Source organism: Streptomyces sp. NPDC048142, assembly GCF_043202835.1.
Taxonomy (GTDB): domain Bacteria; phylum Actinomycetota; class Actinomycetes; order Streptomycetales; family Streptomycetaceae; genus Streptomyces.
This window is the reverse complement of sequence record NZ_JBIDBC010000019.1, coordinates 63,475-78,505: the sequence shown is the minus strand read 5'-3', so window position 1 is coordinate 78,505 and position 15,031 is coordinate 63,475. Positions and strand designations below refer to the sequence as shown.

Below are 15,031 nucleotides of genomic sequence, written 5' to 3'. Positions count from 1 at the left end.
CCAGGACCTCATCGGCATGGGTCGCCGAACTGCGCGAGCGCGGTGGCGGCTTCACCTCGCTGCACGAGAACCTGGAGCCGATACGTCCCCGGTCACCATGAAAGGCACCGATGACTGACCATGCCGGGACGACCCGACCCAGAATCCGTGTCGCCGCATACGTGATCCGGGATCGCGCCGTCCCCGAAGTCCTGGTGTTCGACCACGTCGGTATGACGGAGGCCGGCACCCAAGTCCCCGCGGGAGGAGTCAGGTCAGGCGAAGGGCTGGAAGAAGCGGTCCTTCGAGAGGTCGCCGAGGAGACCGGTCTGCCGGGAGCCACGGTGGTCCGGCAGATCGCCGTGGAGGACAAGCCCCATCCCGACACGGGTCAGCCACGACGAACCAGCTACTTCTTCCTCCAGGCGCCGGCAGACACCCCCGATGCGTGGGACCACCACGTCAACGGCGACGGAGACGACGCCGGCCTCACCTTCGCCTGCCGGTTCCTCCCTCTTCCGCTGAAGCAACCACTGGCCGACGACCAGGACATATGGCTGGGCCGCATCGATCCGCGCTGGACCACCGTGACCGGCGACAGCCAGTAATCAGTAACCGGACTCATCCACCGAGTACGACCGTGGCTCACCCCGGGACAGGCGTCGACCCCGAACCCGACGGAAACGGCCAGGTGTTCGGGCCCTTCGGTCCTGGCGGGGGCGGCCGCGCCGGCGAGGTCCTCCTCCGGCGTGCCGAGCCGCGTCTCGCCCCTCCGCATCAGGATGTCCGTGCAGCCGCCCACGAGGACGACCGCGTCGGTGTCGTACCGCTCCCGATCGGCGTCCGGTACGCGGCTCGCAACGGCTGGACCCCGCCCCGGGGCGCCCCGGGACAGCGCGTGCACGGCGAACAGGGGGCGTGCGGTGTCGTCATGGTGATCACTGTGCGAGCGGAACGACCGGCGGGGCGCGCACGCCGGGACCGTGACGCGTGCCACGTTCCGCGCCGTACGATGGCGCGGTGCTGGTGAAGTGGATTCGCTGTTCCGTGGTGGACCGTCATGGTTTCGAACGGGGACAGCGGAAGTGGGCGGGGCTGCTCGGCGAGCCGGGGTTCAGCGGACAGGGCGGCGGGTGGAGCCGGACGCGCCCCGACGTCGCCCATGTCTTCGCTTTCTGGGAGAACCGCGTCTTCTACGACTCCTTCATGGCTCGCGGACACGACCGGCTGGCGGCAGGGCAGTCGGGCATGTTCCGCGACATGCAGGTCACGCTCTTCGAGCGCCGCTTCGACGTGAAGACGGGCTTCGAGCCCCACTTCGCGGAGGCGGACGTGGTCAGGGTGGCGCACAGCCGGGTGCACGACGAGCGCGCCGAACACTTCGTGCTGATGCAGAAGCAGGTGTGGAATCCCGCCATGGCCGGATCGCCCGGCATGTTGCGCGGTGTGTTCGGCGAGGCGCCCGGTCAGGAGTTCCTCGCGCTGTCCCTGTGGAAGTCGAGCGCCGAGCGCGGCAAGTACCGCGCGGCGGGGGCCGAGCGGCTGGCGGCCCGCGCGCAGACCGAGACGGACGTGATCGAGCTGACGGGCGACGTCGTGGACCTGGAACCGTCCTGGACGGTGTGACCCACGGCCGCGGCGCACACGCCCTCGACCACGCACACGGCTTCGACCACACGCACGGGCCCGGCCTCGACTTACGTGCACGCCCTCGACCACGTGCTACGTGCGCCGCCTCGACCACGTGCACGGTCCTGTACACGTGCACGGTCCTGTACACGTGCACGGTCCTGTACCCGCACGCACGTCCTGACCACGTGCGCGGGCCCGACCACACGCCCGGTCCCGACCACACGCCCGGTTCCGATTCGATCTAGGCTCGGGGCATGGCACGACCGCAGCGCATTGTCCTCGTCCGGCACGGCGAGTCCGTGGGCAACGCCGACGACACGGTGTACGAGCGGGAGCCCGACCACGCGCTCCGGCTCACCGACACAGGTCTGCGGCAGGCCCGGGAGACCGGGGAGGGGCTGCGCGAGCAGTTCGGCGAGGAGCGGGTGAGCGTCTACATCTCGCCGTACCGCCGCACCCACGAGACGTTCCGGGCCTTCGGCCTCGACCCGGCGAAGGTCCGGGTCCGCGAGGAACCCCGGCTGCGCGAGCAGGACTGGGGCAACTGGCAGGACCGGGACGACGTACGGCTGCAGAAGGCCTACCGGGACGCCTACGGGCACTTCTTCTACCGGTTCGCCCAGGGCGAGTCCGGCGCCGACGTCTACGACCGGGTCGGGGCGTTCCTGGAGAGCCTGCACCGGAGCTTCGAGGAGCCGGACCACCCGGAGAACGTCCTGCTGGTCACCCACGGACTGACGATGCGGCTGTTCTGCATGCGCTGGTTCCACTGGTCGGTCGCGGAGTTCGAGTCGCTGTCCAACCCGGGAAACGGCGAGACGCGGACCCTGCTGCGGGGCGAGAACGGCCGCTACACCCTCGACCGGCCCTTTCAGCGCTGGCGGACCCCTGAGCCGTACGGCCGCACCGGATAGAGTGGCAGGGCGATGACCGTTGATTCTGCTTCCGAGCGGCGCTTCGAACGCGCCTTGGCCAGCCTGCGTGGGCTGTCCGTGGGAGACGCCCTGGGCTCCCAGTTCTTCGTTCCGGCCAACTACCCCCTGCTGAAACAGCGGGCTCTGCCGCCCGGCCCCTGGCAGTGGACCGACGACACCGAGATGGCGTGCTCGGTCCTCGCCGTGCTCACCGCGCACGGCCGCATCGACCAGGACGCGCTCGCCCGCTCCTTCGCCGAGCACCACGACTTCGACCGGGGCTACGGCCCCGCAGTCAACCGGCTCCTCAGGCTCGTACGGGAGGGCGGCGACTGGCGGGAGCTTTCCTCGGCCCTGTTCCAGGGCCAGGGTTCCTGGGGCAACGGCTCGGCGATGCGTATCGCCCCGCTCGGCGCCTGGTACGCGGACGATCCGGAGCAGGCCACGCACCAGGCGGAGATCTCCTCGTACACCACGCACCAGCACCGCGAGGCCGTCGTCGGCGCGATGGCGGTGGCCGCCGCGGCGTCGCTCTCCGCCGCCCCCGGCGGGCCGCCGAGCCCCGAGGAGTTCCTCGACGGCGTCATCGCGCTCGTCCCCCGCAGCGCCGTCGGCGCGGGGCTGCGCCGGGCCCGCGACATGCTGGACTACCGGGACGCCGGGACGGTCGCCGCGGTCCTCGGCAACGGCCGCCGGACCAGCGCCCACGACACCGTGCCGTTCGCGCTCTGGTCGGCCGCCAGGAGCCTCAGGGACTACGAGGAGGCGTTCTGGGTCACGGCCCAGGCGGGCGGCGACGTCGACACGACGTGCGCCATCGCCGGCGGGGTCGTCGCCTCGGGCGAGGCCGGAGCGCCGCCCGCCGGCTGGCTGGCACAGACGGAGGAACCGCCGGCGTGGCTGACCCCGTTCCTGCGCTGATGTCGTTCCTGTGCGGGGACCCCGTTCCTGCGCTGAGCCTGTCCGGTTTCGTCCCGCCTCTTCGCTGACCGCCCTCGGCTCCGGGGGCGGCGGTCGTCTGTCACGGTCCTGCCACAGGATCACTCTGTGTGTCTGTGCAGTGTTTACGAACGCGAGTTCGGGACTACTCTTTCGCCCACGCCGCCCCTGGTTGATCATGAGACCTGGTTGCTCTTGAGGGGCGGGCGCCGAATGAGACGCCGGGACAGGCGTACGGCCCCGGGCCGCGCGTGGACCCGGTGGGGGAGGGGTCCCATGTCCGATCAGCCGTCCGAGGCGTCCAGGACGCCACAGGAGTCAAGGGAAGCCGGTACGCCCCGGCCACCGGAACCGCCGGAGCCGTCGACGGCGGCCTCCGAGGCCGCCGAAACACCGGCAGCGAACACGAAGCAGCCAACTGAAGCGCAGCCGTCCGGTCCGCAGCCAACTGAAGCGCAGCCGGCTGAAGCGCGGCCGTCCGGTGCGCAGCCGGCTGAAGCGCGGCCGTCCGGTGCGCAGCCGTCCGCCGCGCAGACCGTCGGCGCCGCGCGGCCGGGCAGCCCCTGGCAGTACGCCGCGGCGGCGCCCGGTGCCAAGGAAGACGACGGCGTGACCGCCCGGATCCGGCCGGCCGCTCCGCCGCTGATCCGCCCCGCCGTGCTCTGGTCGGTCCTGGCCACCGCCGTCCTGAGCGCGCTCTTCCTGGGCGAGGGGCTCGGGGCGAACCTCCTGATCGTGGCGGTGCCCGCCGCGCTGGCCGCGTACTTCGCCGCGCGTTCGGCAGGCCGCCGGCTTCGGCCCTGGACCGCGACCTGGGCGGTGGGAGGGCTCACGCTGCTCGTGGTGCCGGCGCTGCGGGACGCGGGCTGGCCCACCTTCCTCGCCCTGGTGTCGGCCTTCGCGCTCGGCTCGCTGGCGCTGCACGGCAGCCGCAGTTGGCTGGGCGTGCTGATCGGTTCGCTGGGCCTGTTCGACTCGGTCGTCCCCGGGATCATCTGGGGCGTACGGGGGATCCGCGCACGGGCCGACGGTTCCCGGGCACGCTGGGGCGCCGCCCTGCGCACCACGGCGGTGGCCCTCGTGCTGCTGGTGGTGTTCGGAGCCCTCTTCGCCGGCGCGGACGCCGCGTTCGCCGACCTGCTGGGCAGCCTCCTGCCCGAGCCTTCGGTCGGCGATGGACCGTGGCGGATCCTCCTGTTCGCACTCGGGCTGGCCGGTGCGCTCGCCGCCGCGTACGCCGCAGCGGCCCCGGTGCGCTGGGACGGGCTCACCGTACGGCCCGGCGAGCCCCGAGGGCGGGCCGAATGGGCCCTTCCGCTGATCGTGCTCAACCTGCTCTTCGCCGCGTTCATCACCCTCCAGCTCGTCATCCTCCTCGGGGGCTACGACAAGGTGCGGGCGGAGACCGGGCTCGATCACGCCGAGTACGCCCGCCAGGGCTTCTGGCAACTGCTGTGGGCCACCCTGCTCACCCTCCTCGTGATCGCCCTGGCCCTGCGCTGGGCGCCGCGCGGCGGCGCCCGGGACCGGACGCTGGTACGCGCCGTCCTCGGGACCCTCTGCGTGCTCACCCTCGTCGTCGTCGCCTCCGCGCTGCGCCGCATGGACCTGTACGTCGACGAGTACGGCCTGACCAGGCTCCGGATATCCGTGGCCGCGATGGAGCTCTGGCTCGGGGTGGTGCTGGTCCTGATACTGGCGGCCGGGATCTTCGGGGCCCGGTTCCTGCCGCGGGCCATCGCGGTGAGTGCGGCCGCCGGGGTCCTGGCCTTCGGACTGCTCTCGCCGGACGGACTGGTCGCCGAGCAGAACGTCCAGCGCTTCGAGGCCGGCGATTCGACCGCCATCGACATCGACTACGTCAAGGGCCTGTCCGCCGACGCCGTACCGGCCCTGGACCGGCTGCCCGAACCGGAACGCTCCTGTGCGCTGCGGATCATCCAGAACGAGGTCCTCCACGCCGACACCCCCTGGTACGCGACCAGCTGGGGAGAGGCGCGGGCGAAGGAGATCCTGGAGAAGCGTCCGGTGAAGGGCGACGGCCGTGACTGCTACAGCGCGGGCAGGGGCGGGCCCCGCGACGGATACGGGCCGGACGACGACGGCTACGACCCGTACTGAGCACCCGGACCCACCTGAGCCGCCGGACCCACCGGGCCCAGCTCCTTGAGCCCACGAACCTTCTGATCCACGAACCTTCTGATCCACGAACCTTCTGATCCCACGGGCCTGCCGATCGCATCGCATGGCTTTCTGATCGCATGGGCCTCTGAGCCCAGGGGCTCAGGGGGTTCAGGGGGATTCGAGGGGCCTCCGAACCTGCCTCCGACGGCCGATTCGCGGTATGCGGGGCGCCCCGGGGTGTTGCTGCCGTGGCTCTCGGCGTACGCTGGCTGGCGCCATGCCGTACGAACCACCCACGCACACCGTCGAGCGCTCGCTTCGCGCTACCACCGGTGCCAGGACCGTCGCCGGTGTCGATGAGGTCGGACGCGGTGCGTGGGCCGGACCCGTCACCGTGTGTGCGGCGGTCACCGGCCTGCGCCGACCGCCCGAAGGCCTCACCGATTCCAAGCTGTTGACCCCCCGGCGGCGTGCCGAACTCGCTCCCGTGCTGGAGAGCTGGGTCACCGCCTACGCGCTGGGCGACGCCTCGCCGCAGGAGATCGACGACCTCGGAATGACCGCCGCCCTGCGGCTCGCCGCCGTGCGAGCCCTGGAGGGGCTGCCGGTACGGCCCGACGCGGTGATCCTCGACGGCAAGCACGATTATCTGGGCGTGCCCTGGAAGGTCCGTACCGTGATCAAGGGCGATCAGTCCTGTATCGCGGTCGCGGCGGCCTCGGTGATCGCCAAGGTGCACCGGGACCGGATGATGGCCGAGCTGGGCGCCGGGTCCGAGGACTACGCCGACTTCGCCTTCGGTGCCAACGCGGGGTATCCCTCGCCCGTTCACCGGGCCGCGCTGGAGGAGCGGGGGCCGACGGCCCATCACCGCCTCTCCTGGGCGTATCTGGACGCGCTGCCCCGGTGGCAGCACCTGAAGAAGGTCCGATTTTCCGCCGAGGCGGCCGCACTCGAAAGCGGGGGCCAGCTCGGCTTCGAATTCTGATCGCGCACACGCGCCCCTCTTACCGACGCCGACCACATCGGCGTCCGCCACAGACCACCTTCATGCCTCCGATCTCCGAGGAGCCTCAGATTCCCGAGAGCGCCCAGGGTCCCCGCGTCACTCCGGCCGCCGGCCGCACCGCGCCGACCCCCCGTCCCGTACCCGGTCCGCGTTCCGCGGCCACCCCGCGTCCCGGTCGTCCGGGCCCGCGTCCCGCGCCCCCGGCGCAGCGCGCACAGCCCGCGCCCGCGACACCCGCTCCGGCGGCACCCGTCGCTCCGGCCCCCACCAGCCCGGAGCCGGCGGAGAATCGTTCCGCGCCGCAGATCCAGCTGATCCCGGCCCCGGCAGCCGGTGCGCTCGACGCGGCCGAGGAAGCCGTCGACCTGCTGCTGGAGTCCGGTCGCGCACCGGGCGACATCCTGGTGCTCACCACCGGCGAGCAGCACCCGTGGGCCGCCCACGAGCTGTCCTTCGGCGAAGCCGCGTACTGGGCCCAGCACGACGCCGGCGACGACGTCTTCTTCGCCGACGTCTCCGCGGCGGAAAGGGCCCGCTCCCGGCCCGTGGTCGTCGTCGTGGTCAACGACGACGCCGACCGGACCGTGGCGGCCCGTATCCTGCCCGTCGCACGTGACCGTGCCGCCGCGCTGCTGATCGTCTGCGGAGACCCGCAGACGATCAACCCCGCACTCGGCGCCGGGGTCTGACACACGCCCCACCGGTGCCTCCGGCCGCCCGCACGGGCGGCCGGAGGCACCACCGCCGGTCTCCCGCCCATGACCGGGCCGAGACCGGGGCCGACCGGTAGCGGCGGACCGGCTGGACGGGTCGGCGCCGACTCAGCGGGCCGCGGTGCGGCGCAGTGCCTCCGCCGCTCCGCCGCCCGACCGGGCCGGGGCGGTCCGGTGGTCGGCGACGGCAAGGGCGTTGGCCAGGAGCGTGGGCTCGGACAGCGAACTGGGCCGCCGCCCGCCCCTTCCCTCGCCGAGCACCTGCCAGCCTCCGCGGGTGAGCGTGATGTAGGCCCCGCAACGGAGCCCGTGCAGCGTGCAGGCGTCCCGGAGACCCCACATCCACGCACCGTCCTCCTCGGTCCACCGTTCGTCGCCGTCACGGCAGTACAGAAGGACGGCCGTACGGACCGGAGTACGGCGGCGCAGATCGTGCGGGATGACGCGCCGCAGCTGCGCCAGCAGGGCATTGCGGAACTCCCAGCCGTCCGCGGCCACCGTCGCCCGGCGGGCGAACGAGGCGCTCGCCGTGAGCCGTTCCTCATGATCGAGGACCGCGACCACGGCGGTGGCGGGAGCCGGCCGGTGCCGGGAGTGCAGTCCGCTGACCACCTCCCGGGGGCTGCGGAGCAGGGGTATGCCCGCCGAGGCCCACTCCGCTGGTTCGAGCATCCGGGCAAGGCGGTTGACGGAGTCTGCGGAAACTGAGGACGCCGCTGCCGAAGTGACTGTGGACGGGGCGAATCCGAAGGTCACGGTCCTCCCTTCGCTACGCGCCCGTGGTGCGGGCAGGGTCGAGTGAGGGCGCGCCGCGGCACAGCCCTTCCGGGCCCGGTGAGGAACTGTGCGGGGGCAGCTCCAATTCTCCCTGGCCTACCGGCAGGCGGCAACGAGCAATTGCTGCGGCTGACGGGAATCGGCCGGAATGACACTGATATCCCTGCCCAGACCCGCCCGGGATGACGCCCTCTGTCACCCCTGAACCGCGAGGACCAGCGGAAACACCCCCTGTGCTCCGGCCCGTCGCAGCAGGCGTCCGGCCACGGCCAGGGTCCAGCCGGTGTCCGACAGGTCGTCCACCAGCAGAACAGGGCCGGCCGTGGACGCCAACGCCTGTGCCAGCTCCGGCTCCACGACCAGGGCCTCGTGCAGCGCCCGCACTCGCTGCGCGCTGTTGGTCTGGGACATCCGGACGTCCTCGGCGCCGGGCGCGTAGGAGACCGTACCGAGCAGGGGCATCCGGCCGATCTGGGAGATGCGCCGGCCGAGCGACTGGACCAGTTGCGGCCTGCGGCGTGAGGCGACGGTCACCACGCCGACCGGCCGGGGAGTCGCGTCCGGTGAACCGGAGGCCCAACCTCCGGGCCCCTTCGCCCAGCCGGTGAGCACGGTGACCACGGCGTCCGTGACATCGTCCGGCACCGGTCCGTCCGAAGCCTGCGCCGCGAGCATCGGCCGCAGCCGGTTGCCCCAGCCGATGTCGGAGAGCCGGCCGAGCGCCCGGCCGGTGAAGGACAGCTCGCCCGCGGGGATGCGGCCCTTGAGATCGATGCCCACCGCGGGCAGACCGGTGGGCCACATCTTGCGGGGATCCACCTCGACACCGGGCCGGCCCAGCTCGTTGCGCGCCCCGTCCAGGGCGGCGGTGGAGACCTTGTCGTCGAAGCGGGCCCCCGCGCAGTTGTCACAGCGTCCGCAGGACGTGGCCTCCTCGTCGTCGAGCCGCAGCCGCAGGAACTCCATCCGGCACGCCGACGTCGAGGCGTAGTCACGCATGGCCTGCTGTTCGGCCTCCCGCTGCCGGGCGACCCAGGCATAGCGCTCGGCGTCGTAGACCCAAGGGGCGCCCGTGGAGATCCAGCCGCCCTTGACGCGCTTCACCGCACCATCGACGTCCAGCACCTTGAGCATCGTCTCCAGGCGGGTCCGCCGCAGATCGACCAGGGGCTCCAGCGCCGGGAGGGAGACCGGCCGCTCCGCGCGGGCCAGAACGTCCAGGGTGCGCCGCACCTGCTCCTCGGGAGGGAAGGCGACGGAGGCGAAATACTGCCAGATCGCCTCGTCCTCCTTGCCGGGGAGCAGCAGCACCTCGGCGTGCTCGACGCCGCGCCCCGCACGCCCGACCTGCTGGTAGTAGGCGATGGGGGAGGAGGGCGAGCCCAGGTGAACGACGAAGCCGAGGTCGGGTTTGTCGAATCCCATGCCCAGTGCGGAGGTGGCGACCAGCGCCTTGACCCGGTTCGCCAGCAGATCGTCCTCGGCCTGCTGCCGGTCGGCGTTCTCGGTCCGCCCTGTGTACGAGGCCACCGGATGGCCGTTCTGGCGCAGATAGGCTGTGATCTCCTCGGCCGCCGCCACGGTCAGCGTATAGATGATCCCGGAGCCGGGAAGCTCGCCGAGGTGGTCGCCCAGCCAGGCCAGCCGGTGTGCCGCGCCCGGCAGTTGCAGCACGCTCAGGCTCAGGCTCTCCCGGTCCAGCGGCCCCCGCAGGACCAGCGCGTCGGTGCCGGCGCCGGTGCCCAGCTGCTCCGCGACGTCCGCCGTCACGCGGGCGTTGGCCGTGGCGGTGGTGGCGAGCACCGGGACCCCCGTCGGCAGATCCGCGAGCATCGTCCGCAGCCGCCGGTAGTCGGGCCGGAAGTCGTGCCCCCAGTCGGAGATGCAGTGGGCCTCATCGACCACCAGGAGCCCGGTCGCCGCCGCCAGTTTCGGCAGCACCTGGTCGCGGAAGTCGGGATTGTTGAGCCGCTCGGGGCTCACCAGCAGGACGTCGACCTCGCCCGCAGCCACCTCGGCCTGGACGCTCTCCCACTCCTCCGTGTTGGACGAATTGATCGTGCGGGCGCTGATCCCGGCCCGCGCCGCCGCCGCGACCTGGTTGCGCATCAGCGCCAGCAGCGGCGAGACGATCACCGTCGGCCCGCTGCCCTGCGCGCGGAGCAGCGAGGTCGCCACGAAGTAGACGGCGGACTTGCCCCAGCCGGTGCGCTGCACGACCAGAGCTCTGCGTTTGTCGGCGACGAGCGCTTCGATGGCCACCCACTGGTCCTCGCGCAGCACGGCCGTACCGGTGGCATCGCCCACCAGGCGGGCGAGGACGGAGTCGGCCGAAGCCCTGAGTGCTGCACGATCTGCGTTGGTCATGCCCCCATGCAACCCGATGACTACGACAAACCGCGAACGACGGGGCGAGCCTGTGGATAACGTTATCCACAGGGGGTCGCGGGATATGGCGGGTTGCGGGACCGTCAAGCCATGAACAAGCACCACGAATCCACCGGCCCGGCCGGAGAACAGCAGATCATCCTGCGCGGCCCCGCCGAGCTCGCCGACGCCCTCCCGTATCTCATGGGCTTCTACCCCAACGACAGCGTCGTGATGGTCGCCCTGCACGGCGGGCGGGGCCGGTTCGGCGGCCGGCTCCGCCTCGGGATTCCGCAGGCGCCCGGTGAATGGGGACCGGTCGCCGATCAGCTGGCGGAGTGCCTGATCTCGGGGAGCGAGCGCCGTGAAGGACGGCCCGACGCGATCGTGATCTTCCTCTGCCAGGACTCGCCGGACGGCTCGGGCGGCCGGCTGACCATGGAGCGGCTCAGGCCGTTCGCGCAACGCCTGCGCACGGCATGCGGAGCGCTCGACGTTCCCGTCCTCGAAGCGCTCTGCATCTCCGACGGCCGTTACTGGTCCTACTGCTGTCCCGACCCCCGATGCTGCCCCGACCAGGGAAATCCCCTGGCCATGCCCGGCACCACGGTGATGGCGGCGGCCGCCACCTACGCGGGCGTCCACGTCCGGGGCACGCTGCGCGACATGGAAGCGCGGCTCCAGCCCTGGCGGACCCCGGCGGCGGTGACGACGCAGGAGGAGGCTCTGGACAGGGCCGGACCGGCGCTGGTGCCCAGGCTCCTCGACGAGCGGGCCAGGCGGGAGGTCGCGGCGGAGACCCTCCGGCTGGCGCGCACGCTCATGGACCGCATCGAGGAGTCCCAGCCCGCGCCACCGGCGCTCTCGGACGCCGGGGACGACCAGTTGATCAGTTCCGACGAGGCCGCCGCCGTCATCCTCGGGCTCCAGGACCGGGAGACCCGGGACAAGGCCGCCGCCTGGATGGAGGGGGCGGAAGCACAGGCGGCGCTGCGCCTGTGGCGGACGCTGGCACGGCGCTGTGTCGGGCCGTACGGGGAGCACGCCGCCGCTCCGCTCACCCTGGCGGGCTGGGTCTCCTGGTCCACGGGCGACGAGCCGGGTGCGCGGGTCGCCCTGACGCTGGCGCTGCGCGCCGATCCCGACTACACGTTCGCCCAGCTGCTGCATCGGGCCTGCAACGAAGGGCTCGACCCGGAGGCCCTGCGCCGCTGTCTGCGCGAGGCCACGGACGAGGAGAAGGGCTCCGGTGCCGGAGCGCCGGGGGCGACGGCGGACACCGCCGTCGACCGGGGCGCCACCCCGCTGCACGCCCGCAAGGTCCGTCGACTGCCCGACGGGGGCCGGCGCCGGGGACGCGCTCCCCGGCCCCCGGGCACTGAGCGGGGGAAAGCGGCACCCGGCTCGGTCCGTCCCCGCACCTCAGCGGCCGGGCGGCGGCCCCGCGAGGTCCGGCGGTACGGCCGACGCGGCACCAGGACGCGCCGATGACCTGGTCGCGAGCCGGAGGCCGGCGAGGGCGGTCCGCCGGCCGACCGGCCGGGTAGCAGGGGCACTCACCCCGCAGGCGAAACGTCGGCCGATCGTGCCCGGGGCCGGTGCTGAACATCACCGCGAAGTCGTGGTGGGAGCACCGCACCCGCGTCGCGAGCGGTCCTTCACGGCCCACCGTCGCGCCTGCGCACGCGTTCGGTCGGGGCGGCACGGATCAGGGGTGCTCCATGGTCATTCACCACGGCGGCATCAAGCGGCCACGGCCCCCGAAGTCGTGTTCCTGGAGCGTCCATGTCCCATCGGGCGGTCCAGGACCCGCCCTTTCGACCGCCGAGCACGAAGGTGCCTTCGAGGGCCGGCCACGAAACCGTGGAACCCGGACTGATCACGAGCATGCCGAAGGGAGTGTTTATCGTCAGGCAGACGACTATGATCGCGACATGCCGCCCTACGACCCGTCGACCTTCCCGCCCTTCGCTGTCACCGTCGACCTGGTTGTGCTCACGGTGCGCCGTCACGCGCTCTGCGCGCTGGTCGTCCGTCGCGGAGAGACCCCGTTCCAGGGCCGATGGGCGCTGCCCGGCGGATTCGTCAGGATGGACGAGGACCTGGGGTCAGCGGCGGCGCGCGAACTCGTCGAGGAAACCGGCCTCTGTGCGCACGATCCGGCGAAACCGGCCGTGGGCAACGGCGCACATCTGGAGCAGTTGGCCACGTACGGAGATCCGGCCCGCGACCCCCGGATGCGGGTGGTCAGCGTCGCCCACCTCGCCCTCGCGCCGGACCTGCCCGCGCCCCGGGCGGGCGGCGACGCCAACAGTGCGCGCTGGGCGCCGGTCGAGGATCTGCTGCACCCCGGCACCGGGCGGGAGGGCGAGCAGACGGCGCCGCTGGCCTTCGACCATGCGCGGATCCTGGCCGACGGAGTGGAGCGTGCCCGCTCGAAGATCGAGTACTCCTCGCTGGCCACGGCGTTCTGCCCGCCGGAATTCACGGTCGGCGAGCTGCGCCGGGTGTACGAGGCGGTGTGGGGCGTGGTCCTCGATCCCCGCAACTTCCACCGCAAGGTCACCGGAACGCCGGGATTCCTGGTGCCTTCCGGTGGGACGACCACACGGCAGGGCGGCCGGCCCGCGCAGTTGTTCCGGGCCGGGGCGGCCACGGTGCTCAATCCGCCGATGCTGCGACCCGAGGTCTGAGTCACCTGGCGTTCCGCTGTGATGGCCGCGCGGAACGCCGGTCGCCCCACCCCTGCACCAAAAGTCGGAAATGTCGCGTTATCTTGCTGCGGTACCCCTCTGCAGCCGAGCGGTCTCACCTTCCGCGAGAGACGCGAGAGAAGCGATGCTCCAGGCCATCGGACTCACCAGCACCCCCCGTCGTGACGCTCCGCCCGCCGTGAACGACCTGACCTTCGAGGCTCCGCCCGGCCGTGTCACGGCACTGCTGGGCGCCCCCCGGTCGGGCAAGACCATGGCCCTGCGCCTGATGCTCGAACTGGAAGCCGGGCGGGGCGTCGCCTATTTCCGGGGACGGCCGCTGCACCGCGTCGCCCACCCGGCACGGGAAGTGGGCGTACTCCTCGGTGACGTACCGGGCCACCCCTCCCGGACCGCCCGGGGGCAGCTCCGTATGCTCTGCGCGGCCGCAGGCGTGCCCGCCTCCCGGGCCGACGAGGTGCTCGAAGCCGTCGGCCTCGCCGGGCTCGGGGACCAGCGCCTGGGCACCCTCTCGGTGGGTATGGACCGTCGGCTCGGCCTCGCCTGCGCGCTGCTCGGAGACCCCCACACCCTGATCCTGGACGAACCGGGGGAGGGGCTGTCCCCGCGGGAGAACAGCTGGCTGTACGGGCTGTTGCGCGCGCACGCGGCCCAGGGCGGCACGGTCCTCCACACCACCGGCGACCCCAAGGAGGCGGCCCGCACGGCCGACCGCGTCGTCACCATCGGCGGCGGGCGTCTCGTCGCCGACCAGGACGTCGCCGACTTCGCCCGCACCCGGCTCCGGGCCCGGGTCGCCGTCCGCACCCCGCACGCGGCCCGGCTGGCGGCCGTGGTCAGCAGGGAGGCCCGAGCCGCACAGCGCTCCGTCGAGGTGGTCGAGGAGGCGAGCGGCCGGCTGACGGTGTACGGCAGCAACTGCGCGGAGATCGGGGACACCGCCTACCGGCACGGTGTCCCCGTGCACCGGCTCGCCGACGAGATCGGCGACACCGGACCCGCCGCCCCGGCGGAAGCCGGGAGCGGGGAGCGGGGCGACTCGGCCGCCGCCCTGTCCGAGCTGCCGCCCCCGATCCGGGTGCGCCCCGCACGAGGCCCCCTGCGCCCGCTCCGGTACGAACTGCGACGCTCCCTCGGCGTCAGGACAACGGCCATGATCATGGCGACCGTTCTGGTGGTGTCGGCCGCGGTGTCCGTCCTGCTCGCCCGCACCGACGGCACCGCGCTGCCCCGCGTGCTCGCCGCCTGGCCCGCCCTGCTGCCGCTCCCGCCCGCCGCGCTCGGCGCGGGCCTGCTCGGGGCACTGTCCTTCGGGGACGAGTTCCGCTATCCGGCACTCGCCGCCGCTCGCGGCACCGTGCCCCGGCGGCTCGGGCTGCTGCTGGCCAAGCTCACCGTGACCGCGAGTTTCGCTCTGCTGCTCGCGGGCCTCTCCGTGGTGTGCGGAGCGCAGAGCCTCCGGCTCGTGTACGGACCGGACTTGATCGAGATCCCTTCGAATGCCGTTGCGTTGACCGCGAGTTGGGTCGGCCTGACGGTCGGCTGCGCCTGGGCGGGGCTGCTGGCCGCCGGCGTCTTCCGGGTGGCCGGGGCGGGCATCGCCGCGGTGCTCGCGGTTCCGGTGCTCGTCGTTCCGCTGGTGCAGAAGCTCTTCGAGGCGCCGTCCGCGCGATCGGTCGCCGGGCTCCCGGGCCGACTGCGTGATCTGGCCGGGTGGCAGCTGCCGCAGGAGGCGGACCACTGGATCCTGGCTGTCGCGCGGGTGGTGGCGCAGCCCGTAGGGACGGCACTGGCCCTGTCGTTGTCAGCCCTGATCTGCGCGTATCTGTTCACCAGCCTTCGAGGAAAGGCGCGTTGGTGATC

General features: G+C 72.6%; 12 protein-coding genes. 10 read left to right on the top strand and 2 right to left on the bottom strand.

The window, feature by feature from the left end; translation table 11 throughout:
* Positions 1–110 precede the first annotated feature (110 nt).
* The 7 genes from ACGF2Y_RS23160 to ACGF2Y_RS23130 all read left to right on the top strand — a co-directional run bounded on the left by ACGF2Y_RS23160 (position 111) and on the right by ACGF2Y_RS23130 (position 7,286).
* Positions 111–587 carry an NUDIX domain-containing protein gene (locus ACGF2Y_RS23160; protein WP_392950567.1) on the top strand — a complete coding sequence of 159 codons (477 nt, stop codon included), beginning with the start codon at positions 111–113 and terminating at the stop codon, positions 585–587.
* Between the two features lie 412 nt (positions 588–999).
* Positions 1,000–1,605: a YdbC family protein gene (locus tag ACGF2Y_RS23155; RefSeq protein WP_392950564.1), complete on the top strand. Its 606-nt coding sequence runs from the start codon at positions 1,000–1,002 to the stop codon at positions 1,603–1,605.
* Positions 1,606–1,865: 260 nt separating this feature from the next.
* A complete protein-coding gene (locus tag ACGF2Y_RS23150; protein WP_392950562.1) occupies positions 1,866–2,525 on the top strand; it encodes a histidine phosphatase family protein in 660 nt (219 codons plus the stop codon).
* Between the two features lie 12 nt (positions 2,526–2,537).
* Positions 2,538–3,446, top strand: coding sequence for an ADP-ribosylglycohydrolase family protein (locus ACGF2Y_RS23145; protein ID WP_392950559.1), 909 nt, complete (start codon positions 2,538–2,540; stop codon positions 3,444–3,446).
* Positions 3,447–3,740: 294 nt separating this feature from the next.
* Positions 3,741–5,585 (top strand): DUF4153 domain-containing protein, encoded by a 1,845-nt coding sequence (locus ACGF2Y_RS23140; protein WP_392950556.1) that lies wholly within the window; start codon positions 3,741–3,743, stop codon positions 5,583–5,585.
* Between the two features lie 280 nt (positions 5,586–5,865).
* The gene (locus ACGF2Y_RS23135) at positions 5,866–6,576 is read left to right on the top strand and encodes a ribonuclease HII (RefSeq protein WP_392950554.1); all 711 of its coding nucleotides are present in this window, start codon (positions 5,866–5,868) and stop codon (positions 6,574–6,576) included.
* 62 nt (positions 6,577–6,638) lie between these two features.
* On the top strand, positions 6,639–7,286 hold the full coding sequence (locus ACGF2Y_RS23130; RefSeq protein WP_392950552.1) for a hypothetical protein: 648 nt from the start codon (positions 6,639–6,641) through the stop codon (positions 7,284–7,286).
* Between the two features lie 132 nt (positions 7,287–7,418).
* Here the strand turns inward: ACGF2Y_RS23130 and ACGF2Y_RS23125 are convergent, their stop codons facing one another.
* Positions 7,419–8,066 carry a hypothetical protein gene (locus ACGF2Y_RS23125; protein ID WP_392950549.1) on the bottom strand — a complete coding sequence of 216 codons (648 nt, stop codon included), beginning with the start codon at positions 8,064–8,066 and terminating at the stop codon, positions 7,419–7,421.
* Between the two features lie 216 nt (positions 8,067–8,282).
* Complete coding sequence (locus tag ACGF2Y_RS23120) at positions 8,283–10,454, bottom strand: RecQ family ATP-dependent DNA helicase (RefSeq protein WP_392950546.1); 2,172 nt, start codon at positions 10,452–10,454, stop codon at positions 8,283–8,285.
* A 111-nt stretch (positions 10,455–10,565) separates the two neighbouring features.
* Between ACGF2Y_RS23120 and ACGF2Y_RS23115 the strand changes: the two genes are divergently transcribed.
* From ACGF2Y_RS23115 to ACGF2Y_RS23105, 3 genes are all read left to right on the top strand, one after another.
* Entirely contained in the window at positions 10,566–11,945 is a 1,380-nt protein-coding gene (locus ACGF2Y_RS23115; RefSeq protein WP_392950544.1) for a DUF4192 domain-containing protein, read from the top strand.
* A gap of 443 nt (positions 11,946–12,388) precedes the next feature.
* Positions 12,389–13,147, top strand: a complete 759-nt coding sequence (locus tag ACGF2Y_RS23110) for an NUDIX domain-containing protein (protein ID WP_392950542.1) — start codon at positions 12,389–12,391, stop codon at positions 13,145–13,147.
* A 145-nt stretch (positions 13,148–13,292) separates the two neighbouring features.
* Positions 13,293–15,029: an ATP-binding cassette domain-containing protein gene (locus tag ACGF2Y_RS23105; RefSeq protein ID WP_392950539.1), complete on the top strand. Its 1,737-nt coding sequence runs from the start codon at positions 13,293–13,295 to the stop codon at positions 15,027–15,029.
* Positions 15,030–15,031 lie beyond the last annotated feature (2 nt).